The following is a 26,846-nucleotide window of genomic DNA, read 5'->3' on the forward strand; positions in this document are numbered from 1 at the left end:
GCGGGGTCATGGTTGGGGGAGGCCCAGGAGGCGGCGGGGGTTGGTGGACTGGATGGCGTGGCGGGCGGCGGTGCCGAGGCCGGGGTCGGGGGCGGTGGCGTACGGGGCGTCGGAGCCGTTGACGACGACGTCCACGCCCAGCTCGCGGACGATCGCGTCGATGGCACGCGGCCCGTACGACGACGTCTCCACGTAGAAACCGGGATCGACCAGGCCGCGCCCGGTGCCGCCACGGGCGATGAGCCGTTCGGAGTGCAGCGGCGCCAGCCCGGCCAGCAGCGCGAAGCACACCCGCAGCCGAGGGTGCCGGGGCCGGACCACGGCGTGGAAGTGGTGCCAGGCCGCGTGCATCTGCTGCACGTACGGCACCAGCGCCGGCCACCACGGCGGCGTCCCCGGCGGCGGCGGCACGGCGGCCGGCCCGGGATGCACGAACAGCGGCAGGTCCCGCTCGGTGAGCACGTCGAGCAGCCGGTCGTCCGGTACGGCGGTGGCCGGGATCTGCAGCCCGGCCAGCCCTCGGTCGAGGTCCTTGGCCAGCCGCTCCGGATCGGGCTCGCTGTGACAGGTCGCCGCCCACACCCCGAACGGCTCGCCCAGCCCGAGCGCGCCCTCGTGGTAGGCGTCGATCAGCGGCCACGCCTCCTCCGGCGGCAGGAACTCCACGCCCAGCGGGCTCGACATCGACACCAGCGCCAGGTCGAGCCCGGTCGTGTCGCGGTGCTCGTGGTCGGCCGGGTTCACCTCGTACGGCGGCTCCCCGTCGAGCAGCAGCGTCCAGCCGTCGAGCCGGGGCGGGACGGTGCGAGCGCGCAGCGCGGCGACGAACGAACCCGTCCACAGGTGCTGGTGCACGTCGATGCTCACGATCACACCTCCCTCTATTTCCTACTGAGATTACAGGTAAACGAAGTGTACTGCGAAATCAAGCAGGTGAACCGTTTCAGTGATACGGTTCAGTGAACCGCTTCACTGTCCTGTTTGTCAACGGTTCGCACGTCGAGGACGGGCCGAGAAGAAACCGGCGAGCCCGTGCGGGAGTCCGGCTTCTGTCGGTGGCAGGCAATAGGCTGGCGGGATGCCGCGGAAGAGAGCGACGATTCGGGAAGTGGCCCGCGCGACCGGCCTGTCTCCGGCGGCCGTCTCCTATGCGCTGCGTGGCATGCAGGTCTCGGAGGAGACGATGGAGCGCGTGCGCGCCGCCGCCGCCGAGCTCGGCTACGAGGCCGACCCCATCGCCAGGGCCCTGGCCAGCGGCCGCACGGGCATGATCGGCCTGCTCTGCGGCTCGCTCGAAGACCTGTGGCAGCAGTCGCTGGCGGTCGGCATCAGCAGGGGCCTGCGGGAGAAGGACCGCTACGCCCTGATCCTCGACGCGGTCGGCGACCCCGACCGCGAGCGCGCGCTCGCCCAGCAGCTCCGCGACCAGCGCGTCGACGGCATGATCGTGCAGCCGGTCGACCCGGCCGCGCCGTTCTGGGCCGAGCTGTGCGAGTCGCTGCCGGTCGTCGCGATCGGCGACTCACTGGCGGGCACGGCGGGCGAGGTCGTCTTCGACAACCGCCGGGGCGTCACGCTGGCCCTGGAACACCTGGCCGGCCTCGGTCACCGCCGGGTGGCCGTGCTCACGCCCACCCAGGCCAGCACCCCCGACCGTCCGGCCGACGTGCACGTCCTGGCCGAGGCCGACCGGCTGGGGCTCGACATCCAGGTCGTCACGGCCCCCCACGACCTGGCGGCGGCCACCTCGGCGGCCCACGAGATCCTCTCCACGTCCAGGCCGGGCGCGGTCTTCTGCTTCGCCGACTCCATCGCCTACGGCGTCTACGCCGCGGCCAAGGAGCTGGGCCTGTCCATCCCGGGCGACGTGTCGGTCATGGGCTACGACGACCACCCCATGTCGGGGCTGCTCACCCCCGGCCTGACCACCGTCGACTGGGACATCGACGGCATCGTCAGGGCCGCGGTGCGGCTCATCGCGGCCGCGGCCGACGGCGGCACCCGCCGCCGCCGGGTGGTTCAGGAGCCGACGCTCAGGGAGCGCGGCTCGGTCGCGCAAGCGCCGCCCGCGCCTCGTCCAGCTCGTCGGTGAGCTGCCCGTCGGGCTGTGTCCCCTTGCGGGCCCGCACGGCGGCGACGCGCTCACAGGCCAGCACGATCTCCAGCGGTTCGAGGCAGCGCAGCGCGTGGCGGGCGGCCTGGGTGGCGAAACCGGCGTGGTCCTCGGTGCCCAGCGAGATCACCGCGGTCCCGGTCGTCACGGGCGCCGCGAGGTGGCGCAGCTCGGCCAGGGCGTCCTGGGCCACGTACTCCAGGATCATCAGCCCGGAGGCGCCCGGCCGGTCGGCCAGGAACGGCAGCTGCCCGGTGTAGGCGGGGTTCATGAGGGTGGCCAGGCGGGCGGTGCTGAGCTGGGCGGTCTGGGCCAGCGCGGCGCGCAGCGCGTCGAGGGCCAGGGCCACCGGGGCCGAGTGGAAGTTGCCGTTGTGCCAGGCCAGGGTGCCGGTGATGAGCGGGTTCTCGGTGGCGGCGTTCAGGTCGGTCTCGACGGTGGCGGTGGCACGCTCCAACGCGTCCACGGCCGCGCCGTGCACCTGCGCGAAGGCGCGGTAGCCGTACGGGTCCTGGACGCGGGTGGCCAGCTCGTGGGTGAGCAGTCCGCGCAGGCGTCCGGCCACGCGCGACTGGCCCGGATGCGGCCTGGCCTCCTGGACGGCGGCGGCCAGCGGCTCGGCGGAGGCGTCGACCGCGGTGAAGGACAGGGCGGCCACGTCGACGGCGGCCGCCAGCAGAGCGCCCAGCCGATGGCAGGCCAGCGCGGCGTCGGCCAGCGTGGCCGCGCCCGAGCTGATGAAGGGCAGCGCGTCGCCGGAGTCGAGCGCGAAGCGCGGCCCGGCCGTCTCCTCGCCCGCCCGCCGCCAGGGCACCTCGCCCAGCAGGCACAGGGCTGTGGTGGCGAGCGCGGTCAGGTCCCCGGTGCCGATCGCGCCGTACGTGCGGACCGGCGGCGTGAACCCGCCCGCGACCGCCTCGGCCAGGACGGGCAGCACGGCCGGGTCGATGCCCGAGCCGCCCGCCATGAGCTGGTTGAGCCGTACGACGAGCATGGCCCGCGCGCGTTCGTCGGCCACCAGGGGGCCCGCGCCGCAGGCGTGGCTGCGCAGCAGGTCGAGGCCGGGGGAGTCGAGCCGGACGTCCCGGTTGGCGCCCACGCCCGTGCTGCGGCCGTAGACCGGGCCGGTCAGTCCCTGGGCGGTGGCCCACGAGGCCCGGGCCCGATCGAGGGGACCGATCGTGACCCGGGCCCGGCCGTGGGCGGCTTCGTGCACCTGGGCGCAGGTCAGGCCGGCGCCGTTGAGCTGCATGGGGAGGGGGATCAGTCGTTGTCGGGGATGAACAGGCCGAGCAGCCAGCTGACCACGCTGATGATGATCGCGCCCCAGAAGGCGGCCGGGTAGAAGTTGTCGACGTGGAAGGGGATGTCGAACTGGCCGGCGATCCAGCTCGTCAGCAGCAGCATGGCCGCGTTGATGACGAGGAGGAACAACCCGAGGGTCAGCACGATGACCGCGCAGCCCAGCGCCTTGACGATCGGCTTCACGATGGCGTTGACGACACCGAAGATCAGGGCCACGAGGAGCAGGACGCCCCAGTACTTGGCCGAGTTCTCCGGGGCGGTGATCTTGATGCCGTCGAGGAGCTGGATGGCGACCCAGAGGGCGGCGGCCGCGGCCACGGTTCTGATGATGAATCTCACGCTGGTTGATCCTCCCACTTCGCGATCGCCGGCGCGATACATCGACGGTGCGAAGCCGATCGATCGCGCACGGTGGCGGCGGTTACCTGTGACTCATGTCGGGAAAGGGAGCGGGATGGACGCTAATGGTCTTGATTCGTTGCCCGCGGCGGAGTTGCACGACCGAGCGGTGCGGTACGCCGTACGCCATGGGGATCTGGGCTTCCTGTGGAACCTGCTGAAGGTGATCCCGGCCGCCGAGGCCGCGAGCGGTCACGAGAGTGAGACCGCCAACGACCTCAGCCGGGTGTCCGCGCTGCTCAGCGACGCGCTCGCGGCGGGCGAGGGTGAGCTGGGCGAGGCGTTGCGCCCGATCTACCTGGAATATCTGCGCGATCATCCCGACGCCTGAGCCGCGCTCAGCCCGCCAGGCGCGCCCCCGCGGCGATGCCAGAGATGCCCGGCGTGCTGACCTCCTGGCCGTCCCGGAGCACGATCATGGTGTCGTACGCGCCGGCCTGGGCCAGGTCGGTCGCGAAACGCCTGGCCAGGGTGGGGCCCATGGCGTACATGGCGGTGGCGTAGGCGTCGGCCACGCCGAGGTCGGGGCCGATCACGGTGACCGAGCCGAGCGTCTGCTGGCGTTCCCCGGTGCGCGGGTCCACCACGGCCGCGCCGCCCGAGGTGGCGATGCCGAGGTCGTGGGCGAACAGCGCCTTCCTGACGACGTCGGTGTGCGGGTCGCGGATGCCGACGCGCCACGGCTTGCCCGGGGCGGCCGAGCCGCGCACCCTGATGTCGCCGCCCGCGTTGATGCGGTGGTCGCCGGCGCCGGCGTTGCACAGCGCCCGCGACAGGCGTTCCAGGGCCCAGCCCTTGATGTAGCCGGACGGGTCGATCACGCCGTTGATCCGGTGCTCGAACCAGCCGCCGGTGGCCTCGCTCAGTTCCTCGCAGCGGTGCAGGACCTCGACGAGCTCGGGGATCTGCCTGATGGTCAGGCCGTGGTTGAGTCGCCAGATCTGGCTGTCCTCCTTGGCCGGGCTGAAGGTGTCGGCCACCCAGCGCAACCAGGAGAAGGCGTCGTCGAGCAGGGGGGTGAGCTCTCGGGCCGGCAGAGCCGTGCGGATGTCGACGCTGACGGGCATGCCCATGACCGTGTCGACACGGGCGCTTCCGGGGAAAATCGTCACCTGGCCTCCTTGTCCGCTGCCCACGCTCTCACGTCGGCCGTAACGTGGGCCTAAGCCTTTTGCGCTGATTTGAAATGAACCTGTGATCTCGGGATCGCGAGGCGTGACAACGCGCCGCCGACGTACCGGGTGAACGGGCGCGGGCCCTCGACGACCACCTCCCGTTCGGCGATGTCGGGGATCTCGCGGCTGAGCCCGGAGGCGCTGATGCGCTCCTTGGCCCTCGGGTCGTGCTCGGCGCCGGTGACGAGGATGAGACCGTACCTGGCCTCCAGGTCGCGCAGCTCGCTGGTGGCGCGCTCGGCCCGGTAGACGGCCACGGTGTCCGTCCTGGTGCTCGCGCCGGCCAGCCGGGTGCGCAGGGTGTCCGGGTCCAGGCCGGACGCGATCAGCACCCGGCCCCTGGCCTGCGGGACGACGGTGTGGCTGCGGACCGCCATGACGGCCGCCATCGCGTACAGCAGGAGCGAGCCGACGCGGCTGAGTTCCGTCACGTACGCGGTGGAGCTCAGCTCGTGGGCCACCAGCAGCGCGCCGGCCAGGTAGCCGCCGAGCCGCAGCCGCTGCCGGGCCTGCTCGGTGCGGAGCAGGTCGGCGGCCTTGACGGTGGCGAAGCCGAGCGCGACGAGCAACGCCGCGGCGGCGTAGGCGGTGGGCCGCCAGGGGTAGCCGAACCCCGGCTGGATCGCGCCGAACTCGGCGACCGCGACCCCGCACCAGAAGAGGATGGGACCGTGACTCGCATTCACCTCACTAGCCATGTCTACGACGATGCTGAAGGAACATGAGAGCTTTCTGAGTAAGGTCTGAAACATGGCTAACGTGCGTGTTGAGCGGACAGAAGACGGCGGTTTCCGGGCCACGAACGCCCGCGGCGCCGAGGTGAAGATCGGCGGCGGCGACGACGAGGGCGTGTTCACCCCGGTCGAGCTGCTGCTCGCGGCGGTGGGCGGCTGCAACATCGTGACCGTCGAGCCGCTCACGGCCAAGCGCGGGCACCGGCTGGTGCGCCTGGCCATGACGGTGGAGTCGGAGAAGGTCGAGCCGAACAAGCTCGGGCCGGTGACGGTCACCTACGACGTGGAGCTGCCCTCGGAGGAGGCCGACGAGGTCTTCAGGGCGGTGGCCGGGCGGGTGCACGACAAGTACTGCACGGTGAGCAGATCGTTGCAGGACGGTACAGAGGTTCGATTGGAGCTTCCCTAGTCGGATTAAACGCTTATTCGACCCCGTTATGACGCGACCGTTGCATTCGTCTCGGTAGCGTTGTAGCAGGTCGAGAGGCCACAACAGACCTTCACCGATGCGGACGCGGAGGGGGACCGCGGTCCGCGAGTGCGGGACCGCCGACGTTTTTGGGGGAAGACGTCGGCCTGGACCGCCACCGATCGGGGCCGGGCAGATTTGGGGGAACTGCCCGGCCCCGATCCATGCCCGCAGCCGGCCACGGGGCTGTCCCGCCTGTCGTCGGCCATGCGTATTGTCCTGTGGTGTGAAGAAAGTTCTCATCGACTGCGACCCCGGCATCGACGACGCGCTCGCCCTGGCCCTCGCCGCCGGCTCCCCCGACCTCGACGTCGTGGGCGTCACCACCGTGGGCGGCAACGTCGACCTGGAGCTGACCACCGCGAACGCGCTGGCGCTGCGGGAGTTCCTCGACCTCGGCGACGTGCCGGTCACGGCCGGCAGCGCGGGCGCCCTGCTGCACCGCACCGTCCGCGCCGGCCACGTGCACGGCGACACCGGTCTCGGCGACGTCGTCCTGCCCGCCCCCGTGCGTCCCCTGTCCGAGGGGCACGCGGTGGACTTCATCGTGGACGCCCTGCGTGCCGCCCCGGGGGAGATCACGCTGGTCGCGGTGGGCCCGCTGACCAACATCGCCCTCGCCGTACGCCGGGAGCCCCGCGTCGTGGAGTGGGCCAGGGAGCTGGTGATCATGGGTGGCTCGTACACCCGGGGGAACCACAACCCGGCGGCCGAGTTCAACATGCTGGCCGACCCCGAGGCCGCCGCGATCGTCTTCGAGGCCGGCTGGCAGGTACGCCAGCTCGGCCTTGACGTGACCCTGTCCGCCCTGGTCACCGCGGACGTGCTCGACCGCATGCGGCCGCTCGGCCGGCTGTCGGAGCTGCTGGTGCCCGCCGCGCAGTTCTACGGCGTGGTGACGGCCGAAGGCGGCCCGGCCATCCACGACGCCTGCGCCGTGGCGTACGTGCTGGACCCGTCGCTGTTCACCTGCGTGCCGGCCGTGGTCAACGTGGAGACCGCCGGGACGTACACGCGGGGGATGACCGTCACCGACTTCGACCTGCGCGGACGGCCGTCGAACGCGCTGGTGGCGACGTCCGTGGACGTGAAGGGCTTCTGGGACCTGGTGCTGGGGGCGTACGGGCGGCTGGGGGAGCGGCTCGGCTGATGTGCGGGCACCGTCCGGCGGCTGATACAGTTAACCCTGTTGCGCCGCTAGCTCAGTTGGTTAGAGCAGCTGACTCTTAATCAGCGGGTCCGGGGTTCGAGTCCCTGGCGGCGCACCACACCGAAACCGCCTGGTTCACCAGGCGGTTTCGCTGCTTTCCGGGCCTCTTCGCTCTCCGCGGCTTGCGACAATCGGTCGGTGGACGAGACGTTTCCGGGGTGGCTGGCGGGGCTGGGGCGCGAGCGGCTGGCCGAGCTGCTGGCGGCGCGGCCCGACGTGTTGCGGCCCGTGCCGCCGCGGCGGCTGGCCGAGCTGGCCGAGCGGCTCGACGCGCCGGAGTCGGTGCACCTGGCGCTGTCCCGGACCCCGCTGCCCTGCCTGCTGCTGGTGGAGGCGATCCTGGTGGCGGCCCGCAGCGGCCGGCCGCTGGCCGGCCTGGTGGCCGCCGGCGACGAGCTGCCGGGGCTGATCGACCGGCTCGAACGCGTGGCGCTCGTACGGCGGGGTGAGGGCGGGGCGCTGCACCCGGCCGCCGGGTTGCCCGCGGTGCTGCCGACGCCCCTGGGGCTGGGTCCCGACCTGTCCGGGGTGGTCGCGCACGTCACCGTGGCCGAGCTGATCGACGTGCACCGGCGGCTGGGCGGCACGGGCACACCGCGCAGAGCGGCGCTGATCGAGTCGATCACGGCGGCCCTCGGCGATCCCGGCAGGCTGGCCCGGCTGGTCGCCCGCGCCCCGGCGGGCACCCGCGAGCTGCTGGACGACTTCCTCGATCGCGGGCCCGCGCGGGTGCTCGACGAGTTCCCGCCGCGCGGCCAGCCCCAGCCGCGGCGGCCGGCGACGCCGGCGCGGTGGGCCCGCGACCACGGTCTCGTCTGGAGCGTCGACTGGGAGCGCACCTACGTCATGCCCATGGAGGTCGGGCTCGCGCTGCGCGGGGCCGGCCACCGGATCGACCTGCCGGTCGAGCAGCCGGCCGTCCGTACCCGGCCGGTCGCCGCCGACCTGGTCGCGCACGAGGCGTCCGTGGCCGCCCTCCGCCTCCTGGACCGGGCCGCGGCCCTGCTGCAGGACGCGGCGGCGCAGCCGTTGGCCGAGCTGCAGGGCGGCGGCGTCGGGGTGAAGGAGGTGCGCCGCCTGGCGAACCGGCTGGGCTGCGACGAGGACGAGGTCCGCCTGCTGCTGGACGTCACGCACGCCGCCGGGCTGCTGGCCGCCAACCCGCCCACGCAGGTGCGCAACCGGCGCGCGACCGAGACCCGGCGTGCCGGCATCTCGCCGACCAGGGGTTACGACGCCTGGTTGCGCCTGTCACCGGCCGACCGCTACGCCGCGCTGGTCGAGGCGTGGTGGCGGCTGCCGATCAGCCCCACCCGCCGGTACGACGGCAAACCGCGCACCCCGCTGGCCCCCGCCGGGACCGGGACACCGTCCAGCGTCATCAGGGAGGTGGTGTTCGGGCTGCTCCCGGGCGCCACGGAAACGGGAGGGACGGCGACGGGAGGGACGGCGACGGGAGAGGCGGCGGCCGTGCCGGACGCGGAGGAGGTGGCGGCGGCCGCGAGCTGGCACCTTCCGCTGCTGCAGCGGGCGAGCTGCCGCGAGGTCGTGCTCGCCGTGCTGGCCGAGTCGAGGCTGCTGGGCCTGGTCGGCGCGGACGCCCTCAGCCCGCCCGGCCTGGCCCTCCGGACGCCGTCCGGCCCGCGGGTGGGCGAGGCCGCCGCCGGGGTGCTGGCGCAGGCCCGGCGGCAGGCGTTGTTCGGGACCGACCTGACCGCCGTGGTCACCGGCCCGCCCGCCGCCGCCCTGACGGAGGTGCTCGACCGGGCCGCCGACCGCGAGCCCGGCGGTTCGTGGCGGTTCGGCGCGTCCTCGGTGCGCCGCGCCCTGGACGCCGGTCACACCGCCGCCGGCCTCCTGTCCGCCCTGGCCGAGGTGGCCGCCGGCCCGCTGCCGCAGCCCCTGACGTACCTGATCCACGACGTCGCCCGGCGGCACGGGGAGATCGAGGTGGTCCCGGTGGGCTGCTGCGTGGTGGGCGACGACGAGGCCCTGCTGGCCGAGCTGGCCGCGCATCGCGGGCTGGCCAAGCTGCGTCCGCGCCTGCTGGCCCCCACCGTCCTGGCCAGCGCGCTCGACCCGGCGCAGACCCTGGCCCTGCTCAGGGAGGCCGGGTACGCGCCGGTCGCCCGCGCGGACGACGGCTCGCTCACCGTGACCGGCCGCACGCCCCGGCGCGCCCCGGCCCGTCCGGCCGGCCGCGAGCGGGCGGTCCTCAGCCCGGAACGCGCCGCCGCCTGGCTGGTCGCCACCGCCGGCGAGCCGCCGCCGAGCCGGCACGGCCTGCGCGACGTCTTCGCCCGGTACGCCACCGCCCTGCCCCCCAAGGCCCGCGAACGGGTGGCGATGGAGCTGGAGTACCACGGCACGGCCCGGATCGTCCACGACGGCGAGGAGCTCACCGTCAGCGGTCCGGAGCTGCGCGGTGCCGACCTCGACGTGTGGTGCCACGAGCCCGCCGAGTTCCGGCTGCTGGACCTGGCGAAGATCACCGACGTGCTGACCTGATCAGGCGTCCAGCTCGTCGCGGGCCGCCATCAGGGCGAAACCGAGCAGGTTCAGCCCCCGCCAGGTCGCCGCGGACGCGGCGCGCTCGTCGTCGGCGGCCAGGCCGATGCCCCAGACCCGGTCCAGCGGGCTGGCCTCGACCAGCACGTGCGCGCGGGTGCCGACCAGGAACTCCCGCAGGTCCTGGTGGGCCCCGAACTTGGCGAGGGAGGCCCGGGTGACGATGTCGAGCCGGTGGGCCGCCCACACCGCCTCGTCGAAGCCGCGCACGGTGCGGCCGAGCTTCTTGGCCTCGCCCGGGGTCGCGGCCAGGAGGATCCGGCCGGCGCTGTCGTGGTCGCCGAACAGCCACGCCTTGTGGGCCATCATGTAGTGCTCGGCCGAGGCGAAGGTGTGGCCGCCCTCGGTGAAGGTGACCGGCCACCACTGCGACAGGCAGCCGCGGCCGGGGCCGCCGTCGCGGGCCGGGCGGTGGCCCCAGAAGTAGAGGTAGCGCGGGCGGCGGCCGTTCCGCTCCGCCTCGACGGCCTCGTCCACGGTACGGGGAAGCTGGTCGGACACCGCTCAACCGTCCCACAGGGGACGGACGCCGGCCAAGCCGATTAAAGCCGGCGGATCATGGCCTGCTTGGCCGCCGCGAACTCCTCGTCGGTCAGCACCCCGGACCGGTGCAGCTCGCCCAGCTCGGCCAGGCGGCGCAGCACCGCGTCGTGGGCGTCGCCGACGGAGGCCGCCGGCTCCAGCTCCTCGGGCTGCTCGCGCGGCAGCCGGGCCAGCACCGCGGCCCCCACCAGCGCGGTCGCGCCGCCGAAGCGCTGGATGCCCCAGGAGACGCAGTGGGGGTCCTTCTGCGGGGACGCGCCCGGCCCGTCGCCCTTGAGCCGGAAGCGGAGGGTGCCGTAGCCGAGGCCGGACTGCGGTTTCCACTCCACGCCCGTCAGTTCGGCCAGCGGGAACTCCTGCGACCCTGCTTGTTCCTTCTCCGTGCTGGCGAAACCCGTCCATTCCAGGCGGACGCGCTCGCCGTCGAAGATGGCCGTGCCGTCGCCGGCCGTGGCCGAGACGGGGATGGCGGGGCCGGGGAGCAGGTAGTGCTCGCAGGGGCCGCCGGGCGTCTGGTTGATCTCCAGGGTGTCGCGGACCTCGTCGGCGAAGTACTGGGCCGCACCGGCGCGCTCCTTGGGCACCGCCAGCCGGTACGGGTCGGCGGGCGCGGCCAGCGAGCCGGCGACGAGGTCGGACAGGGGATCGGCGCCGTAGCGCAGGCGCAGGCGGAGCTGGCCGCCCTTGCGGCCGGGCTCGAACGCGCACGTCGCGATGGCCTCCAGCGGCACGGCCACCTCGCCGAGCACCTTGCGGAGCTCGTGAACGTTCTTGTCCCCGCCGGGGACGACGCGCAGCATCTCTCCGTTGAACGTCCACGAGCCGTCGGGAACGGCGATCTCGGTCATATTCTCAGCCTAGGACGTCGAGAGGAGCCCGATGAAGATCTTCACGAGCTGGATGTCGTGGGGCCAGGCCGCCGGCCCCCTGGCCGAGGCGCTCCCGTCGCAGACCGTCACGGGGTTGCGCGAGGCGGTGCGCTTCGCCCGGACGCAGCACGGCGTGCAGCAGCGTCCCACCGGGCGGCCGTACGTGGAGCATCTGCTGGAGGCGCTGGAGGTGGCGGTGGCCGGGGCGCAGGTGCGCGACCCCGACGTGCTGACCGCGATCGTGCTGCACGACGTCCTGGAGGACACCGCGTGCACCGAGCGGGAGCTCGCCCGGCGGTTCGGCGCGGAGGTGACCGGGCTCGTCCGCTGGGTGACCAGGCCCGCCGGGCGCGCGAAGGCCGACCACCTGGCCGCGCTGGCCAAGGCCCCGGCGCAGGCGGTGCTGGTGAAGCTGGCCGACCGGGTCAGCAACGTGCAGGAGTTGCAGCGCCTCCACTGGCGGTTCCAGAAGCGCTACTACCACGAGACCGTCGCCCACATCGTGCCGCTGGCCGCGCCCCACCCCTGGTTCGCCGAGTGGTACGAGGAGTGGCGGCGGCCGTGGGCCAGGCGCGTGGCCCGCTACCCCGACTGATCCCCCAGCCGCGCCAGCCGGTTGCGCACGCCGTCGAAGTGCGCGTAGACGGCCGACACCGCGGCGGCCCGGTCGCCGGCCAGCACCGCGGCGTAGATGTCGCGGTGCCGCCTGGCCACGTCGCCGGGCGGCTCGTCGGGGGCGCCGAGGTGGTCGCGGAGCTGGTGGTAGACGTCCCAGAAGGCGCCGAGGAGCTGGCTGACCAGCGGGTTGCCGAGCGGCCGGTAGAGCAGGTCGTGGAAGAGCCGGTCGGTCTCGGGGGAGACCTCGCCGACCTGCGACTCGTGGTCCATGCGGGCCATGACGTCGGCCACCGGGGCGAGGTCGGCCTCCGGGCCGAGGTCGATGAGCCGCTGGACGAGCCCGCTCTCCAGGATCTCGCGGATCTCGATGAGGTGCGCCAGGTGGTTGCGGCCGTTCTGCAGGGTGATGCGGCTGTGGAAGGCCAGCTCGTCCACCAGGCCGGACAGCGACATCCGGCCGACGAACATGCCGAAGCCGTGGCGGATGTCCACGATGCCGACCGCCTGCAGAGCCTTCAGCGCCTCCCGTACGGAGTTGCGGCTGACCTGGAGCTCCTCCATGAGCTCCGACTCCGTGGGCAGCGGGTCGCCCGCGACCAGCCCGCGCCTGACGATCAGGTCTTTGACGCCCTCCTGGGCCTCGACGGCCCGGCTGGGACGTGCCGGACGCGGGACTGCGGCCATGAAGCTTCCTTTCGTCGTAGGTAACATTCCGGAAATCCTCTGTTGACCTCAAGACGCTCTGGCGTTTAGCGTCCACGTTACGCACAAGATAGGACATGGGATGTCCTACGTTCTACCTGTTCCCCCCAGGAGGCATCCGTGAGCTCTGAGTTCAGCCGCCGTGACTTCCTGCGCTACAGCGGGGCCACGGGTGCGGCGGCGTTCATCGCGGCCACCCTCTCCGCCTGTTCCGGAGGCCCGGCCTCGACCGGCTCGGTCGGCGCCGGATCGAACAAAGACCTGATCACCGCCGTCATCGGCTACGGCAACGACCAGAGCTGGGACCCGACGCAGACCGCGTCGGCGTTCGCGATGGCCGGGATCAGCCACGTCTACGAAGGGCTGCTCGACACCGACCCGGTCACCCGGGAGCCGTACCCGGCCCTGGCGGCGGCGCTGCCCGCCGACGCGAACGCCACGTCGTGGACGTTCGCGCTGCGCGAGGGCGCCAAGTGGCACGACGGACAGCCGGTCACCGCGGACGACGTGGTCTTCACCTTCGAGCGCATCCTCGGCCCCGACAACGTGCTGACCGGCAACTTCTTCAAGCCCTGGCTCCAGGAGGTGAAGAAGGTGGACGACCGGACCGTGGAGCTGGTCCTGAAGTTCCCCTTCCCCGAGGCCGCGCCCCGGCTGACCATCGCCAAGATCATGCCGAAGCACGTGTTCAGCCAGCCGGGTGCGTGGGACAAGGCCAAGAGCGGCATGACGGTCGGCTCCGGGCCGTACAGGCAGACGGCGCACAACCCCAAATCCAACACCTCCTTCGAGGCGTTCGACGGCTACAACGGCCCCCGCCCGGCCACCGTCAGGAAGATGAACTGGCTGACCATCGTGGACGCCTCCGCCCGGGTCGCCAAGATCTCCGGCGGCTCGGCCGAGGCGCAGATCGCCGACAACATCCCGTACGCCAACGTCGACCAGCTCAAGCAGCAGGGCCTCACGGTCGAGGGCGGCAAGGGCATGAACCACATGTTCCTGATGTTCAACACCGCCGCCAAGCCCTTCGACGACGTACGCGTCCGCCAGGCGCTGCACTACGCCATCGACAAGCAGAAGATGATCGACGTGGCGCTCAAGGGCCACGGCACGGCCGCCAGCTCCTTCCTCAACGAGGGCCACCCCGACCACCGGCGCGCCTCGGTCGTCTACGACCACGACCCCGACAAGGCCAGGGCGCTGCTGAAGGAGGCGGGCGTGACGAACCTGACGGTCAACCTCATGGCCGTCAACGTGAGCTGGATCGTCGACTGCCTGCCCACCATCGCCGCCTCCTGGGAGGCGGTCGGGATCAAGACCACGCTGGAGCCGCAGGACACGGCCGCGCTGTTCACCAAGATGGACCAGTTCCAGGACTACCAGGTGGTCGCGGCGGCCTCGAACCCCAACCAGTTCGGCATGGACGCCGATCTGATCCTGCACTACAACTACGTGCCCGGTGGCCTGTGGATGAAGTACAGCCACTGGGACGGCAGCAAGGACGCCGAGAAGCTGTTCGCCATGATGGACGCGGCCGGCAAGGAGACGGACAAGGCCAAGGAGAGCGAGCAGATCCACAGATATCTGGACCTGGTCGCCGAGCAGGCCGTGCTCTATCCCGTCGTCCACAACGAGCTGATGACCGCCTGGGACCCGAAGAAGCTCTCCGGCATCCGCGCCCAGCCGTACCCCGGCATCAACCTGCTGCAGGCCAAGAGGACATGACGCTCGTACTCAGGATGCTGCTGCGGCGGCTCCTCATCCTGATCCCGCTGGTCCTGGGCGTGGTCGCGTTCGTGTTCGTCGTGATGCGCTTCTCGGGCGTCAAGCCCGAGTACGCCTACTTCCAGGGCGCGAACCCCACGGCGGAGCAGATCCACCGTTTCCAGGAGGAGAACGGCCTGCTGGACCCGCTGCCGCTGCGGTACGTGCGCTTCGTCGCCGACCTCGCCCAGGGCGACATGGGCACCAGCGTGCTCACCAAGAAGCCGGTCGTCGAGTCGGTGACGACCGCCCTGCCGCTGACCCTGCAGCTCACGTTCCTCGGCCTGGCCGTGGCGATCGTGCTCTCGCTGGTGTTCGGCGTGACCGCGGCGCTGTTCCGCGACCGCTGGCCCGACCAGGCCATCCGGGTGGTGTCGCTGGTCGGCGTGGCGGCCCCGGCGTTCTGGCTGGCGCTGCTGATGATCCAGTGGCTGGCGGTCGGCGAGGGGCTGTTCCCGACCGGCGGCTACATCAACCCCGCCGACTCCCTCACCGGCTGGCTGCAGTCGATGACGCTGCCCGCGCTGTCGTTGTCGCTGCCGATCGCCGCCCAGCTCACCCGCATCATCCGCACGTCGATGGTCGAGGAACTGGACCGGGACTACGTGCGCACCGCGATCGGCAGCGGCCTGCCGATGATCGTCGTGGTCGGCCGCAACGTGCTGCGCAACGCGCTGATCAACCCGCTGACCGTGCTCGGCCTGCGCATCGGCTACCTGATCGGCGGCACGGTGGTCATCGAGACGATCTACGGCCTGCCCGGCATGGGCCAGCTCATGATCAACGCGGTGCGCGACGGCGACCCGGCCGTGGTGCAGGGCGTCGTGCTCACCATCGCGATCGGCTTCATGGTGGTCAACCTGGTCGTCGACATCCTCTACCTGCTGGTCAACCCCCGCCTGAGGAGTGCCGCCCGATGAGAAGCGGACTCGCCGAACGCCTGTCCAGGCCCGGCGTCGCCTTCCGGCGGCTGCCCGCGGCGTCGTGGCCGGCGGTCGCCGTCGTCGTCCTGGTGGTGCTGGCCGCCCTGTTCGCGCCGCTGATCGCGCCGCATTCGCCGTACTTCCAGGAGGCCACCGGCGGCGGCCCGTCGGCCGCGCACTGGATGGGCCTGGACAGCGCCAACCGCGACATCCTGTCCAGGCTCCTGTACGGCGCCCGCTGGTCGCTGATCATCGGCCTCGGCGCCACCGGCCTCGCCCTGGTCGCCGGGGCGGTCGTCGGCGCGGTCGCGGCCACCTCCCGCCGGGTCGTGGACGAGACCGTCATGCGCGTGCTCGACGTGATCATGGCCTTCCCCGGCATCGCGCTGGCCGCCGTGCTGGTCGCGGTGTTCGGCGGCAGCATCCCGGTGCTGGTCATGGCCATGGCCTTCCTCTACATGCCGTCCGTGGCCAGGGTCGTGCGGGCCAACGTGATCGCCCAGTACGGCGAGGACTACGTGGCGGCCGAGCGCGTCATCGGCGCGCGCACGCCGTACATCGTGCTCAGGCACGTCGCGGTCAACTGCGCGGCGCCGGTGCTGGTGTTCTGCACGGTGATGGTGGCCGACGCGATCGTGTTCGAGGCGTCGTTGTCGTTCATCGGCGCCGGCGTACGGCCGCCGAACCCGTCGTGGGGCAGCGTCATCGCCGACGGCAAGAACCTGGTGCTGCTCGGCGGGTGGTGGGCCACGGTCTTCCCCGGGCTGCTGATCCTGATCACCGTGCTGGCCCTGAACATCCTGTCCGAGGGCATCTCCGACGCCTGGGCCGCCCCGGTACGCAGGGCCGCCCCCCGCAAGGACGACGCCTACGAGCAGGCCGTCCCCGGAGCCGGCCAGGTCGTCGAGCTGCCCGGCCTGGCCGAGGCCGCCCGCCGGCTGGCCGCACGCGCCCGCCCGCTGCCGGACGGGCAGCCGATCCTCAGCGTCGAACGCCTGAGAATCGGCTTCGACCCCGGCGTGGACATCGTGGACGGCGTCGGCTTCGAGGTGTGGCCCGGCGAGGTCGTCGGCCTGGTCGGGGAGTCCGGCTGCGGCAAGTCGCTGACCGCCCTGACCGTCATGGGCCTGCAACCGCGCCAGGCCCGGGTCGGCGGCCACGTGCGCTTCGACCAGAAGGAGCTGCTCGCGCTGCCGCGCCGGGCCCGCCGCCGCCTGCTCGGCCACGAGATGGCGATGATCTACCAGGACGCGCTGTCCTCGCTCAACCCGGCCATGACCATCAGGGCCCAGCTCAGGCAGCTCACCCGCAGGGGCGGCCGGCGCACCCCGGCCGAGCTGCTGGAACTGGTCGGCCTCGACGCCCGCCGCACCCTGTCCGCCTATCCGCACGAGCTCTCGGGCGGCCAGCGGCAGCGGGTGCTGATCGCGATGGCGCTCTCGCGCGACCCGAAGCTGATCGTCGCCGACGAGCCGACGACCGCGCTCGACGTGACCGTCCAGGCGCAGGTCATCGAGCTGCTGCTGCGGCTGCGCGAGGAGCTGGGGTTCGCGCTGATCCTGGTCTCGCACGACCTGGCGCTGGTCGCCGACGTCACCGACCGCGTCGTCGTCATGTACGGCGGCCAGATCGTCGAGACCGGCGCCACCGCCGCCCTGGTCGGCGAGCCCGCCCACCACTACGCGCGGGGGCTGCTCGGCTCGGTGTTGTCGCTGGAGTCGGGGGCCGAGCGGCTGACCCAGATCCCCGGCGTGGTGCCCGCGCCCGCCGACTTCCCGGCCGGGTGCAGGTTCGCCGACCGGTGCCCGATGGCCACCGGCGTGTGCCGTACGCAGACCCCGGTGCTGGCCGGAGAGGCCAGGCGGCACGCGGTGGCCTGCCACCATCCGGCGGTCGGACTCGCAGGGAGTGAGACACGTGCTTGAGCTGAACGACGTGCACGTCGTGCACAGGGCCCGCTCGGGAGGGCTGTTCTCGCGGGACCGCGTGCACGCCCTGACCGCCGCCTCGATGACCGTCGCGCCCGGCGAGACCGTCGGGATCGTGGGGGAGTCGGGCTGCGGGAAGTCCACGCTGGCCAAGGTGCTGGTCGGGCTGCAGCGGCCGACCTCGGGCAACGTGCGACTGAACGGCCGCGACCTGTGGACGCTGAAGCAGGACGAGCGGCGCGCGCTCGTCGGCGGCGGCGTCGGGCTGATCTTCCAGGACCCGTCCACGGCGCTCAACCGGCGGCTGCCGGTCGGGCGGATCCTGCGCGACCCGCTCGACGTGCACCGCCGGGGCACCCCCGGCGAGCGCGAGGCCCGCGTGCGCGAGCTGCTGGACCTGGTGGGCCTGCCCGCGGGCGTCGCCGGCGCGCTGCCCGGCCAGCTCTCCGGCGGGCAGCGGCAGCGGGTGGCCGTGGCCAGGGCGCTCGCCCTCGAACCGCGGCTGGTCGTCGCCGACGAGCCCACCAGCGCCCTGGACGTGTCGGTCCGCGCCCAGATCCTCAACCTGCTGCTCGACCTCAAGGACCGGCTCGGGCTGGCGATGGTGTTCATCTCGCACGACATCCAGACCGTGCGCCGGATGAGCGACCGCGTGGTCACCATGTACCTGGGCAGGATCGTCGAGCAGACGCCCGCGCGGTCGGTGCCGGGGCGGGCCAGGCATCCGTACACGCGGGCGCTGTTCTCGGCCACCCCCGGGCTGATCTCGCCCATCACCCCGATCCCGCTGGTCGGCGCGGTGCCGTCGGCCACCAGGCCGCCGAGCGGCTGCCCGTTCCGCACCCGGTGCTGGCGGGCCGACGACCTGTGCGCGGCCGAGATGCCCGCCGCCACGCGGGCCGGGGACGACCACCTCTTCCACTGCCACCACCCGGTGGCGGCCGGAGCCACCGACCTAGAGCTGATCCAGGAGCACTCATGACAGATCCCGATGTCGCCGGGGCCGCGACGGTGACCGGCGTGATCCCCCCGGTCTGCACCCCGTTCACCCCCGGCCACGAGGTGGACGCCGCCTCCCTGACCCGGCTGGTGGACCACCTGCTGGCGGGCGGGGTGGACGCGCTGTTCGTGCTCGGCTCCTCCTCCGAGGTGGCCTACCTGACCGACGCGCAGCGGCGGGTGGTCCTGGACACGGTCGTCGGGCACGTCGCCGGTCAGGTGCCGGTGCTGGCCGGGGTGATCGACATGACCACGCCGCGGGTGCTCGAACACGCCCGCGTCGCGGCGGCGGCCGGGGCGTCCGGGCTGGTGGCGACCGCGCCGTTCTACACGCGCACCCACCCCGAGGAGATCCGCACCCACTTCCGCACGATCGCCGCCCGCGCCGGCCTGCCGGTCTACGCCTACGACCTGCCGGTCAGCGTGCACACCAAGCTGAGCGCGGACCTGCTGCTCGACCTGGCCGCCGAGGGCGCGCTCGCCGGGGTCAAGGACTCCAGCGGCGACGACGGCGGGCTGCGCCAGGTCATCCTGGGCCGCCGGGCGCCGTTCAGCGTGCTCACCGGGTCGGAGGTGACCGTGGACTCCGCGCTGTGGATGGGCGCCGACGGCGTCGTGCCCGGCCTCGGCAACGTGGACCCCCACGGGTACGCCGCGCTGTACCGGGCCGCCTCCCGCGGCGACTGGGCGGCGGCCAGGGCCGAGCAGGAACGCCTGGTCAGGCTGTTCGAGATCGTCCGGGTCGGCGCGGGCCGCATGGGCGGCAGCTCGGCGGGGCTGGGCGCGTTCAAGGCCGCCCTGCACCTGCGGGGCGTCATCGACTGCCCGCTCACCGCGCTGCCGCAGATCCCGCTGAACGACGACGAGACCGGCCGGGTCGGCAAGCTGCTGGCCGCCGCCGGGCTGCTGTAGCCGTCGTTCAGAGGCCGTCGGCGTGGGCGGCCCGCTCGTTGGGCACGCAATGGGTCATCTTCAGGCCCTCCACGTCGCGCGGGCCGTTGCGCCCGAGCTTGACCAGGCGCTCCCGGTCCTCGTCGGTGAGGTCCTGGCTCGCCAGCGGCTCCAGGTGGGCGACGTCGTCCGGGGTGATGCCGAGGCCCTCGCCGACGCGCAGGCCGAGGTCGTCCTCCACGAGCAGGAAGTGCCAGACCATGCGCTCCTGGATGCGCCGGTCGCACTGGCTGAGCGCGTCGACGAAGTTGTGCACCAGGTCGTCGCGCTCCCACTGCTCCATGAGCAGGTAGCGCTGGCCGGCCTGCTTGTAGTCGTTGGTCCGCGGGATGCGCCTGCGCATGACCCGGCCGCTGATGACCGGGCCCTCCTCGTCCAGGGTCGGGTACTCGGCCTCGCGCAGGCCGCCGCGCAGCGAGGGCTCGTAGTTGATGTGCGGGTCCTCGCCGCCGGTGTCGACGAAGTACGCCATCTGGCCGTCGCGCTGGTTGGTCCTGATGGGCGCGTTCCTGGCCTGGTTGACCGGGAGTTGCAGGTAGTTCGGGCCGACCCGGTAGCGCTGGGTGTCGCTGTAGGAGAACGTCCGGCCGACCAGCATCTTGTCGTCGGAGAAGTCGAGGCCGTCCACCAGGACGCCGGTGCCGAAGGCGGCCTGCTCGTTCTCGGCGAACTGGTTCTCGACGTTGCGGTTGAGCACCAGGCGGCCGACCGGCCTGGCCGGGAACTCGTTCTCCGGCCACACCTTGGTGTCGTCGAGCGGGTCGAAGTCCAGCTCGGGGTGCTCGTCGTCGCTCATGAGCTGGACCAGCAGCTCCCACTCGGGGTAGTCGCCGCGCTCGATGGCGTCGTGCAGGTCCTTCGTCGCGTGCCCGAGGTCGCCCGCCTGGACGACCGCCGCGTCCGCCGCGGTCATGCTGCGCACGCCCTGCTTGGGCATCCAGTGGTACTTGACCAGGAACGTCTCGCCCTGCTGGTTGACCCACTTGTAGGTGTTCACGCCGAACCCCTGCATGTGCCGGTAGTCGGCGGGGATGCCGCGCGGGCTGAACAGGTTGACCAGCATGTGCATCGACTCGGGCGTCTGGGACATGAAGTCGAAGATGCGGTTCGGGTCCTGCCGGAAGGTCACCGGGTCGGGCTTGAGCGAGTGGATGACGTCGGGGAACTTGATGGCGTCCCTGATGAAGAAGACGGCCAGGTTGTTGCCCACGAGGTCCCAGTTGCCGTCCTCGGTGTAGAACTTGATGGCGAAACCGCGCGGGTCGCGGGCGGTCTCGGCGGAGTCCCGGCCGCCGATCACGGTGGAGAAGCGCAGCGCGACGTCGGTGCGCTTGCCGGCCTCCTGGAACAGCTTGGCCCTGGTGTAGCGGCTGACCGGCTCGTCGCCGATCTTGCCGTACGCCTCGAAGTAGCCGTAGCTCAGCGCGCCCCTGGCGTGCACCACCCGTTCGGGGATGCGTTCGCGGTCGAAGTGACTGATCTTCTCCAGGAACTGGTAGTTCTCCAGCGTCGCCGGTCCGCGCGGGCCGACCGTCCGCTGGTTCTGGTTGTCGTAGACGGGATGCCCTTGTCGGTTGGTGAGCACCTCGCGCTCGTCGTTCGACTGCGGACCCTTGCTGGAGACGTCTGTCATCGCACTGTTCCTCTCCCCGGACGAGATCTTCCCCGGCTGCCCTCAAGAACGGGTCGAAAACGGGCAAAACCTCGTCCTTGGGCGGCTACCTGCTCACGTCGTCGGCGGTCCGGCCGAGCAGGCCCAGGTCGGAGCGGCGGGGCAGGCTCTCCCAGTCGCCCTGCGAGGTCACCGCGAACGCGCCCGCCGCGCAGGCGGTGTCCAGCCGCCGCTCGGGAGCCGCCCCGGCCAGCCAGTCCGCCAGCCAGCCGGCCGCGAACGCGTCCCCGGCACCCACGGGGTCCACCTCGGTCACCCGGTACGGCCGCGCCTGCCGCAACACCCCGCCGGACAGCTCCAGCGCGCCCGCCGACCCCGACTTGACCAGCACGGACGAGGGCCCGAGCGAGGCCAGCGCCTTGGCCAGCTCCGCCGGGTCGTCCACGTCGGCGACCAGGCGGCCCTCCGGCACGGTCGCGAACAGCACGTCCACGCCGCCGACCGTCTCCCGCAGCCAGGAACCCGCCTCCTCGGCCGTCCACAGGGCCCGGCGGTAGTTGACGTCCAGCGAGACGAGCACGCCGGCCGCCCGCGCCACGGCGATCGCGTGCGCCACGGTCTCCCGGGCCGACGCCGACAACGCCGGGGTGATCGCGGAGACGTGCAGTACGCGGGCCGAGGCGATCAGCGCCGGATCGAGGTCGGCCGGCCGCAGCCGCGACCCGGCGCTGCCCTTGCGGTAGTACCGCACGTCCACGAGGTCGGCCGTGCGCCGGCCCTTGATCATCAGGCCGGTGGGGGCGTCCGGGTCGGTGACCGCGCGCACGTCCACCCCCTCGCCGGCGAGCGTGGCCCGGATCAGGTCGCCGAACTCGTCGTCGCCCACCCGCCCGGCCCACGTCGCCCGGCGGCCGAGCCGGGCCACGCCGATCGCCACGTTCGACTCGGCGCCGCCGAGGCCCAGGTCGAAGTCGCGGGCGAAGCGCAGCGGCCCGGTGCGCCGGGCGGCGAACAGCGCCATGGTCTCGCCGAAGGTCACCAGTTCGGTCATGTGGTGGGCCTGCCCAGCTTTCTGGAGATCCGCGACGCCGCCCCGGCCACCAGCGGCCCGAGCTCCCGCACCCGCGCCGCGGTGATCCGCGAGGTGAGCCCGGAGACCGAGACGGCGGCGACGACGGCGTCGTTGTGGTTGAAGATCGGCGCGGCGACGCAGCGCACCTCGGGCTCGTTCTCGCGGTCGTCCACCGCGTAGCCGCGCCGCCGGATGTGGCTCAGTTCGGCGCGCAGCCGGTCGGGGTCGGTGATGGTGTGCTTGGTGATCGGGTCGAGCGCCAGCCCGGCCAGCGCCTCCTCCGGCTGCCAGGCCAGGATCGCCTTGCCGACCGCCGTGGCGTGCACCGGGCCGCGGCTGCCGATGCGCGAGGCCATGCGCACGTTCGTCGCGTTCTCCACCTTGTCGATGTAGACGACGTGCGGGTGGTCGTAGACGACCAGGTGCACGGTCTCGCGCACCTCGCTCATCAGCCGGTGCGACTCCTCGGCGGCGACCGCGCGCAGGTCCAGCGTGGCCAGGTACGCCTGCCCGAGCCGGAGGGTGCCGTGCCCCAGCCGGTACGCCCCGGTCCTGCGGTCGCGTTCGAGCAGCCTGGCCTCCACGAGCGGGACGGTCAGCCGCAGCACCGTGCTCTTGGACAGGCCCACGGCCTCGGCGAGCTGGGTGAGCGACAGGCCGCTGTGGCCGCGTACGTGGTCCAGGACGGCCAGGGCGCGCCGGAGCGAGGCGGACTGGTTGCGGTCAGGCACGCAAGTCACCATATTCGATGAAATTTCGCGAAATGCAGCACCCTGTTGTGCACTGCACAACATCTCCTGACAGGTCTTCTCGACTCCGGAGCGAATTCCTAGTGTCTGCGCAGGAGGTAATAGTGAAGTTTCTTTACTTTGCCGCGGCCGGAACGGCCCTGCTCACGCTGGCCGCCTGCGCGCCCTCGACCGCTCCCGCCTCCGGCGGCGGCGACGAGCGGACGGGGACGCTGCGCGTCTGGCTCTTCGACGAGCCCAACCGGGCCCCCAAGGACAAGGTCGTCAACGAGGCGATCAAGGAGTTCACCGCCGCGCACGCGGACGTCAAGGTCGAGGTCACCTACATCCCCACCACGCCCGCCCGGCACGAGAAGTTCAAGGGCGCCTTCAACGACCCGGCCAGTTCCCCGGACGTCGCCGAGTACGGCAACACCGACCTGGCCGAGTACGCCGCCGCCGGCGGATTCGCCGACCTCACCGCCGATCTGAAGGGCCTGGACCTGGCCCCCGACCTGGTCAGGTCGGCCTCCGTCCAGGGCAAGCAGTACGGCCTGCCGTGGTTCATCGGCATCCGGGCCCTCTACTACCGCACCGACGTCTTCGACGAGCTGGGCCTGAAACCGCCCACGTCCATCGCCGCCCTGACCGAGACCGCCCGCACGATCCGCAAGAAGAAGCCCGACCTGTACGGCATCGCCGTCGGCGGCGAGTACACCTTCGGCGCCCTGCCCTTCGTCTGGGACGCCGGCGGCGACATCACCTCGCTCGACTCGCCGCAGTCGCGCAAGGGCGTCAAGGCGTACACGGACCTGCTGACCGACGAGATCTGCCCGCCGCAGGCGTGCGTCTCGCTGACCGGCGGCAAGACGGTCGAGCTGTTCGCCGGCGGCAAGGCCGCGATGGGCATACTCGGCAACTTCAGCCGCTCGGCCGTGGACGCCGGCGCGGTGGCCGGCAAGTACGCCGTCGTCCCGCTGCCCGGCGCGGCCGAGGGCTCGATCGCGCCCGCCTTCGCCGGCGGCAACAACCTGGGCGTGCTGAAGAACGCCGGTCACCGCACCCTGGCCGCGGACTTCGTCAAGCTCCTGGGCGGCAAGGCGTACCAGGCCAAGATGTACGACGCGATGGGCAACCTGCCGACGCTCACCTCGGCCCGCGACGAGCTGGCGGCCAAGGACCCGTTCGTCAAGCCGTTCCTGGACACGGTGGCCAAGGGCACCCGGTTCGTGCCGGTCGACCCCGCCTGGGTGAAGATCGACAACGGCAAGGTCATCCCCACGATGCTGCAGAAGGTCGCGACCGGTCAGTCCACCGTCGAGCAGGCCACCACCGAGGCGGCCGCGGCCGTCAAGACCGCCTTCGGCCGCTCGTGAGCCGAGGTGCGACCGTCCGCCGCGGGCGCCCCTGGCTCTACCTGCTGCCCGCGGCGGCCGTGCTGGTCCCCATGTTCGGCTACCCGGTCTACATGCTGGGCCTGCTGTCGGTCTTCGACTACCGGCAGGCGCAGGTCAGCGGCGGGCAGCCGAGCACGTTCGTCGGGTTCGGCAACTACGCCGCGCTGCTCGGCGACCGGCGGTTCTGGGAGGTGCTGGCCCAGACCGTGGGGTTCACGGCGGCGCTGGTCGTCGCGACGCTGGCGGTCGGCGCGGCCCTGGCCGTGCTGCTGACAAGAACCGGGCCGCTGCCGAGGGCGGCCCTGTCGCTGGCCGCGCTCGGCGCGTGGGCGGCCCCCGCGATGACCGGCTCCACCGTGTGGATGTTCCTGTTCGACGCCGACCTCGGCCTGGTCAACCAGGTGCTCGGGATCGACGGGTTCAACTGGTTCTACGACCGGTGGGTCACCTTCGGCGTGGTCGGCGCGACGGTCGTGTGGCACTCGTTCCCGCTGGTGATGATCACCCTCTTCGCGGGCATCCGGGCCATCCCCGCCTCGGTGCTGGAGGCGGCCGCGCTCGACGGCGCCTCGGCCTGGCAGGGGTTCTGGCGGATCATCGTGCCGATGTTGCGGCCGCTGGTCACGATCGTGGTCATCCAGTCGGTCATCTGGGACTTCAAGCTCTTCACCCAGATCTACGTGATGACCAACGGCGGCGGCGTGGCCGGGCAGAACACCGTGCTCAACGTCTACGCCTACCAGATCGCCTTCGGCTCCTCCGAGTACGGGCTCGGCTCGGCCGTCGCGGTCGTCATGACGCTGATCCTGCTGGTGATCACCCTGTTCTACATCCGGGCGCTGCGGCGCAGTGGGGAACGCCTGTGAACCGACGACGTCTTCTGCCCGACGCGGTCGCGCTGGTGGTCGCCCTGCTCACCGCGTTCCCGCTCTACTGGATGGTCCTGTCGGCGCTCAAGCCCGCCGGGGAGATCCAGTCGCTGGAGGTCAGGCCCTGGACGTCGCACCCGACGCTGGACAACTTCGTCCGGGTGCTGACCGGGGAGAACTTCGCCCGTTACCTGCTCAACAGCGCGATCGTGGCGCTCGTCGTGGTCGTGTTGTCGGCCGGGGCCGCCTTCCTCGCGGCGGTGGCCGTGACCAGGTTCGCCTTCCGGTTCAGGACGACCGTGCTGATCATGTTCCTGGTCGCGCAGATGGTGCCGGTCGAGGCGCTGACGATCCCGCTGTTCTTCGTGGTCCGGGACCTGGGCCTGCTCAACACGCTGGCCTCGCTGGTGGTGGTGCAGCTCGCCTTCACGCTGCCGTTCGCGATCTGGATGTTGCGCGGGTTCGTCGCCGGGGTGCCGGAGGCGCTGGAGGAGGCGGCGATGATCGACGGCGCCGGACGCGCGACCGTGCTGTGGCGCATCCTGTTCCCGCTGGTCGCGCCCGGCCTGGTGGCGACCAGCGTGTTCTCCTTCATCACCGCCTGGAACGACTTCGTCTTCGCGCGCACCTTCATCGTCTCGGCCAAGGACAACCAGACCCTGCCCGCGGCGCTGCTCGTCTTCTTCAAGCCCGACGAGAACGACTGGGGCGGGATCATGGCGGCCTCGACGCTGATGACGATCCCGGTGCTGATCTTCTTCGTGGCGGTGCAGCGGCGGCTCGTGTCAGGGCTTGGAGGGGCGGTCAAGGACTGAGACGTCGTGCCTGTCATCGGGGGCGAGGAACTCCAGCAGCAGCCGCGCCTCCCGCTCGACCTCGTCCAGCTCGGCGATCGGCGTCCACTGGTGCACGTTCAGCGTGGAGACGCCCTTGGCCCTGGTCACCGTCCAGTCGCCGGCGGTGACGCCGTCCACCAGGATGATCCGGGGGATCACGTTCGTGCCCATGAACGACCCCTGCATGACGGCCGCGCCGCGCTCGCTGATCACCCGCGAGCGGTCGGCGTGCGACAGGAACAGGTTGTCGAAGTCGTACATCAGCCGCACCGGGGCCGGCACGTCCTCGGCCGGCCGGACGGCCTCCGGCAGGTCGTACAGGGTGCGGCCGGCGGCGTCCCTGAAGCGGACCAGGTCCATGGACTCGACGACCTCGCCCAGCCTGGTCAGGCCCGACCAGGTCTGCGCGTCCTGCACCGAGGCCGGGCCGAAGGCGGCCAGGTAGCGCCGGACCAGCTCGGCGGGCGTCATCGGCGGCACCTCGGCCGGGCCCAGCCACGACTCGGCGGTGGTGTGCGCGACCGGCCCGCTCCTGCCCCACAGCCCGCGCGGCGGCACCTGGACCAGCGGCAGCAGCCAGCGCACGCCCTGGCCGAGCGCGTGCTGGTCGTGCTCCGGCCACCGCTCGGCCAGCGCCCGCCCGAGGTCGGCGAAGGTCATCGGCCGCTCCTCCAGCAGCGCCCGGCCGGTCGCGGCCAGCTCGTCCAGGTCGACGCCCGCCAGCCGCCGGCCGAACGTCGTACGGGTCATGCGCTCGGTGACGGCCTGCAGCAGCGGCCGCATGGCCAGGCAGTCGCGGGCGGTGACCAGGTGGATGGTGGAGCGCTGCAACGCGATCCGCACCAGCTCCCGGCCGGCCAGCAGGCCCGAGACGTCCTCGGGCTTGAGCCCCTCGATGCGGTTCCACAGGCCGACGTACCAGGTGTGGGGGGTCTGCGCCTGGAGGCCGCCGAGCCGCTCGACGACCTCCTGCACGCTGCCGTCGCCGCGGCGCAGCAGCAGTTGCCGGTCAAGCGTGGCCCGGTTGAGCGCGCGCTGGGAGATGAGGGGATCCATGCGGAC

General features: G+C 72.2%; 26 protein-coding genes and 1 tRNA gene. 15 read left to right on the plus strand and 12 right to left on the minus strand.

What is annotated here, in order from left to right:
• Positions 1 to 6: 6 nt before the first annotated feature.
• Positions 7 to 867 (minus strand): amidohydrolase, encoded by an 861-nt coding sequence (locus AB0J76_RS32570; protein ID WP_352319460.1) that lies wholly within the window; start codon positions 865 to 867, stop codon positions 7 to 9.
• Positions 868 to 1,108: 241 nt separating this feature from the next.
• Between AB0J76_RS32570 and AB0J76_RS32575 the strand changes: the two genes are divergently transcribed.
• The gene (locus AB0J76_RS32575) at positions 1,109 to 2,092 is read left to right on the plus strand and encodes a LacI family DNA-binding transcriptional regulator (protein WP_352319462.1); all 984 of its coding nucleotides are present in this window, start codon (positions 1,109 to 1,111) and stop codon (positions 2,090 to 2,092) included.
• On the opposite strand, the gene AB0J76_RS32580 is transcribed toward AB0J76_RS32575, so the two are convergent.
• Both AB0J76_RS32580 and AB0J76_RS32585 read right to left on the minus strand, forming a co-directional pair.
• Complete coding sequence (locus AB0J76_RS32580) at positions 2,034 to 3,365, minus strand: aromatic amino acid lyase (protein ID WP_352319464.1); 1,332 nt, start codon at positions 3,363 to 3,365, stop codon at positions 2,034 to 2,036. The two genes, AB0J76_RS32575 and AB0J76_RS32580, sit on opposite strands and share 59 nt — an antisense overlap.
• 11 nt (positions 3,366 to 3,376) lie before the next feature.
• Positions 3,377 to 3,757 carry a phage holin family protein gene (locus AB0J76_RS32585; protein WP_352319465.1) on the minus strand — a complete coding sequence of 127 codons (381 nt, stop codon included), beginning with the start codon at positions 3,755 to 3,757 and terminating at the stop codon, positions 3,377 to 3,379.
• Positions 3,758 to 3,872: 115 nt separating this feature from the next.
• Here AB0J76_RS32585 and AB0J76_RS32590 point away from each other — a divergent pair, with 115 nt between their 5' ends.
• Positions 3,873 to 4,148: a hypothetical protein gene (locus AB0J76_RS32590; RefSeq protein WP_352319467.1), complete on the plus strand. Its 276-nt coding sequence runs from the start codon at positions 3,873 to 3,875 to the stop codon at positions 4,146 to 4,148.
• A 7-nt stretch (positions 4,149 to 4,155) separates the two neighbouring features.
• Here the strand turns inward: AB0J76_RS32590 and AB0J76_RS32595 are convergent, their stop codons facing one another.
• Together AB0J76_RS32595 and AB0J76_RS32600 are read right to left on the minus strand one after the other, a co-directional pair.
• Positions 4,156 to 4,929, minus strand: a complete 774-nt coding sequence (locus AB0J76_RS32595) for an FAD:protein FMN transferase (protein WP_352319469.1) — start codon at positions 4,927 to 4,929, stop codon at positions 4,156 to 4,158.
• 50 nt (positions 4,930 to 4,979) lie between these two features.
• On the minus strand, positions 4,980 to 5,690 hold the full coding sequence (locus AB0J76_RS32600) for a hypothetical protein (protein ID WP_352319471.1): 711 nt from the start codon (positions 5,688 to 5,690) through the stop codon (positions 4,980 to 4,982).
• A gap of 52 nt (positions 5,691 to 5,742) precedes the next feature.
• Between AB0J76_RS32600 and AB0J76_RS32605 the strand changes: the two genes are divergently transcribed.
• From AB0J76_RS32605 to AB0J76_RS32620, 4 genes are all read left to right on the plus strand, one after another.
• Positions 5,743 to 6,135, plus strand: a complete 393-nt coding sequence (locus tag AB0J76_RS32605) for an OsmC family protein (RefSeq protein ID WP_352319472.1) — start codon at positions 5,743 to 5,745, stop codon at positions 6,133 to 6,135.
• 286 nt (positions 6,136 to 6,421) lie between these two features.
• The gene (locus AB0J76_RS32610) at positions 6,422 to 7,345 is read left to right on the plus strand and encodes a nucleoside hydrolase (protein ID WP_352319473.1); all 924 of its coding nucleotides are present in this window, start codon (positions 6,422 to 6,424) and stop codon (positions 7,343 to 7,345) included.
• Between the two features lie 41 nt (positions 7,346 to 7,386).
• Positions 7,387 to 7,463, plus strand: a tRNA-Lys gene (locus AB0J76_RS32615).
• Positions 7,464 to 7,543: 80 nt separating this feature from the next.
• Complete coding sequence (locus AB0J76_RS32620; RefSeq protein ID WP_352319475.1) at positions 7,544 to 9,913, plus strand: helicase-associated domain-containing protein; 2,370 nt, start codon at positions 7,544 to 7,546, stop codon at positions 9,911 to 9,913.
• Here the strand turns inward: AB0J76_RS32620 and AB0J76_RS32625 are convergent, their stop codons facing one another.
• Together AB0J76_RS32625 and AB0J76_RS32630 are read right to left on the minus strand one after the other, a co-directional pair.
• Positions 9,914 to 10,474: an NADAR family protein gene (locus AB0J76_RS32625; RefSeq protein WP_352319477.1), complete on the minus strand. Its 561-nt coding sequence runs from the start codon at positions 10,472 to 10,474 to the stop codon at positions 9,914 to 9,916. It abuts the gene before it with no gap.
• Positions 10,475 to 10,515: 41 nt separating this feature from the next.
• On the minus strand, positions 10,516 to 11,364 hold the full coding sequence (locus AB0J76_RS32630) for a DUF4429 domain-containing protein (RefSeq protein WP_352319479.1): 849 nt from the start codon (positions 11,362 to 11,364) through the stop codon (positions 10,516 to 10,518).
• Between the two features lie 31 nt (positions 11,365 to 11,395).
• On the opposite strand from AB0J76_RS32630, the gene AB0J76_RS32635 reads away from it, so the two are divergent.
• The gene (locus AB0J76_RS32635; RefSeq protein WP_352319481.1) at positions 11,396 to 11,980 is read left to right on the plus strand and encodes an HD domain-containing protein; all 585 of its coding nucleotides are present in this window, start codon (positions 11,396 to 11,398) and stop codon (positions 11,978 to 11,980) included.
• Here the strand turns inward: AB0J76_RS32635 and AB0J76_RS32640 are convergent.
• The gene (locus tag AB0J76_RS32640; protein WP_352319483.1) at positions 11,968 to 12,687 is read right to left on the minus strand and encodes a FadR/GntR family transcriptional regulator; all 720 of its coding nucleotides are present in this window, start codon (positions 12,685 to 12,687) and stop codon (positions 11,968 to 11,970) included. The genes AB0J76_RS32635 and AB0J76_RS32640 overlap by 13 nt on opposite strands.
• 138 nt (positions 12,688 to 12,825) lie before the next feature.
• On the opposite strand from AB0J76_RS32640, the gene AB0J76_RS32645 reads away from it, so the two are divergent.
• Genes AB0J76_RS32645 through AB0J76_RS32665 form a run of 5 tightly spaced genes read left to right on the plus strand, consistent with a single transcriptional unit; the run spans position 12,826 to position 19,231 of the window.
• Positions 12,826 to 14,430 (plus strand): ABC transporter substrate-binding protein, encoded by a 1,605-nt coding sequence (locus tag AB0J76_RS32645; protein WP_352319485.1) that lies wholly within the window; start codon positions 12,826 to 12,828, stop codon positions 14,428 to 14,430.
• A complete protein-coding gene (locus AB0J76_RS32650; RefSeq protein WP_352319486.1) occupies positions 14,427 to 15,389 on the plus strand; it encodes an ABC transporter permease in 963 nt (320 codons plus the stop codon). Before AB0J76_RS32645 ends, AB0J76_RS32650 begins: the two co-directional genes overlap by 4 nt.
• On the plus strand, positions 15,386 to 17,317 hold the full coding sequence (locus AB0J76_RS32655) for a dipeptide/oligopeptide/nickel ABC transporter permease/ATP-binding protein (RefSeq protein WP_352319488.1): 1,932 nt from the start codon (positions 15,386 to 15,388) through the stop codon (positions 17,315 to 17,317). The genes AB0J76_RS32650 and AB0J76_RS32655 overlap by 4 nt, the downstream gene beginning before the upstream one ends.
• Positions 17,310 to 18,302, plus strand: a complete 993-nt coding sequence (locus AB0J76_RS32660; protein ID WP_352319490.1) for an ABC transporter ATP-binding protein — start codon at positions 17,310 to 17,312, stop codon at positions 18,300 to 18,302. Before AB0J76_RS32655 ends, AB0J76_RS32660 begins: the two co-directional genes overlap by 8 nt.
• Complete coding sequence (locus tag AB0J76_RS32665) at positions 18,299 to 19,231, plus strand: dihydrodipicolinate synthase family protein (protein ID WP_352319492.1); 933 nt, start codon at positions 18,299 to 18,301, stop codon at positions 19,229 to 19,231. Before AB0J76_RS32660 ends, AB0J76_RS32665 begins: the two co-directional genes overlap by 4 nt.
• 7 nt (positions 19,232 to 19,238) lie before the next feature.
• Here the strand turns inward: AB0J76_RS32665 and AB0J76_RS32670 are convergent, their stop codons facing one another.
• From AB0J76_RS32670 to AB0J76_RS32680, 3 genes are all read right to left on the minus strand, one after another.
• Complete coding sequence (locus AB0J76_RS32670; RefSeq protein WP_352319493.1) at positions 19,239 to 20,903, minus strand: catalase; 1,665 nt, start codon at positions 20,901 to 20,903, stop codon at positions 19,239 to 19,241.
• A gap of 85 nt (positions 20,904 to 20,988) precedes the next feature.
• Complete coding sequence (locus AB0J76_RS32675) at positions 20,989 to 21,933, minus strand: sugar kinase (RefSeq protein ID WP_352319495.1); 945 nt, start codon at positions 21,931 to 21,933, stop codon at positions 20,989 to 20,991.
• Positions 21,930 to 22,685, minus strand: a complete 756-nt coding sequence (locus AB0J76_RS32680) for an IclR family transcriptional regulator (protein ID WP_352319496.1) — start codon at positions 22,683 to 22,685, stop codon at positions 21,930 to 21,932. Before AB0J76_RS32680 ends, AB0J76_RS32675 begins: the two co-directional genes overlap by 4 nt.
• Positions 22,686 to 22,807: 122 nt before the next feature.
• On the opposite strand from AB0J76_RS32680, the gene AB0J76_RS32685 reads away from it, so the two are divergent.
• Genes AB0J76_RS32685 through AB0J76_RS32695 form a run of 3 tightly spaced genes read left to right on the plus strand, consistent with a single transcriptional unit; the run spans position 22,808 to position 25,763 of the window.
• Complete coding sequence (locus AB0J76_RS32685) at positions 22,808 to 24,058, plus strand: extracellular solute-binding protein (RefSeq protein WP_352319498.1); 1,251 nt, start codon at positions 22,808 to 22,810, stop codon at positions 24,056 to 24,058.
• Entirely contained in the window at positions 24,055 to 24,945 is an 891-nt protein-coding gene (locus AB0J76_RS32690; RefSeq protein ID WP_352319500.1) for a sugar ABC transporter permease, read from the plus strand. Before AB0J76_RS32685 ends, AB0J76_RS32690 begins: the two co-directional genes overlap by 4 nt.
• Positions 24,942 to 25,763: a carbohydrate ABC transporter permease gene (locus AB0J76_RS32695; protein ID WP_352319501.1), complete on the plus strand. Its 822-nt coding sequence runs from the start codon at positions 24,942 to 24,944 to the stop codon at positions 25,761 to 25,763. Before AB0J76_RS32690 ends, AB0J76_RS32695 begins: the two co-directional genes overlap by 4 nt.
• Here the strand turns inward: AB0J76_RS32695 and AB0J76_RS32700 are convergent.
• Positions 25,734 to 26,840, minus strand: coding sequence for a winged helix DNA-binding domain-containing protein (locus tag AB0J76_RS32700; RefSeq protein WP_352319503.1), 1,107 nt, complete (start codon positions 26,838 to 26,840; stop codon positions 25,734 to 25,736). The two genes, AB0J76_RS32695 and AB0J76_RS32700, sit on opposite strands and share 30 nt — an antisense overlap.
• Positions 26,841 to 26,846: the final 6 nt, after the last annotated feature.

Origin of the sequence: Nonomuraea sp. NPDC049624 (genome assembly GCF_040675255.1) — a bacterium.
In the GTDB taxonomy this organism is placed as follows: Bacteria; Actinomycetota; Actinomycetes; order Streptosporangiales; family Streptosporangiaceae; genus Nonomuraea.

Coding starts and splice junctions, on each gene's coding strand:
- AB0J76_RS32580 (WP_352319464.1), bottom strand. CDS start 3,365: ATGCAGCTCAACGGCGCCGGCCTGACCTGCGCCCAGGTGCACGAAGCC.
- AB0J76_RS32590 (WP_352319467.1), top strand. CDS start 3,873: ATGGACGCTAATGGTCTTGATTCGTTGCCCGCGGCGGAGTTGCACGAC.
- AB0J76_RS32600 (WP_352319471.1), bottom strand. CDS start 5,690: ATGGCTAGTGAGGTGAATGCGAGTCACGGTCCCATCCTCTTCTGGTGC.
- AB0J76_RS32605 (WP_352319472.1), top strand. CDS start 5,743: ATGGCTAACGTGCGTGTTGAGCGGACAGAAGACGGCGGTTTCCGGGCC.
- AB0J76_RS32630 (WP_352319479.1), bottom strand. CDS start 11,364: ATGACCGAGATCGCCGTTCCCGACGGCTCGTGGACGTTCAACGGAGAG.
- AB0J76_RS32635 (WP_352319481.1), top strand. CDS start 11,396: ATGAAGATCTTCACGAGCTGGATGTCGTGGGGCCAGGCCGCCGGCCCC.
- AB0J76_RS32640 (WP_352319483.1), bottom strand. CDS start 12,687: ATGGCCGCAGTCCCGCGTCCGGCACGTCCCAGCCGGGCCGTCGAGGCC.
- AB0J76_RS32650 (WP_352319486.1), top strand. CDS start 14,427: ATGACGCTCGTACTCAGGATGCTGCTGCGGCGGCTCCTCATCCTGATC.
- AB0J76_RS32655 (WP_352319488.1), top strand. CDS start 15,386: ATGAGAAGCGGACTCGCCGAACGCCTGTCCAGGCCCGGCGTCGCCTTC.
- AB0J76_RS32665 (WP_352319492.1), top strand. CDS start 18,299: ATGACAGATCCCGATGTCGCCGGGGCCGCGACGGTGACCGGCGTGATC.
- AB0J76_RS32670 (WP_352319493.1), bottom strand. CDS start 20,903: ATGACAGACGTCTCCAGCAAGGGTCCGCAGTCGAACGACGAGCGCGAG.
- AB0J76_RS32675 (WP_352319495.1), bottom strand. CDS start 21,933: ATGACCGAACTGGTGACCTTCGGCGAGACCATGGCGCTGTTCGCCGCC.
- AB0J76_RS32700 (WP_352319503.1), bottom strand. CDS start 26,840: ATGGATCCCCTCATCTCCCAGCGCGCGCTCAACCGGGCCACGCTTGAC.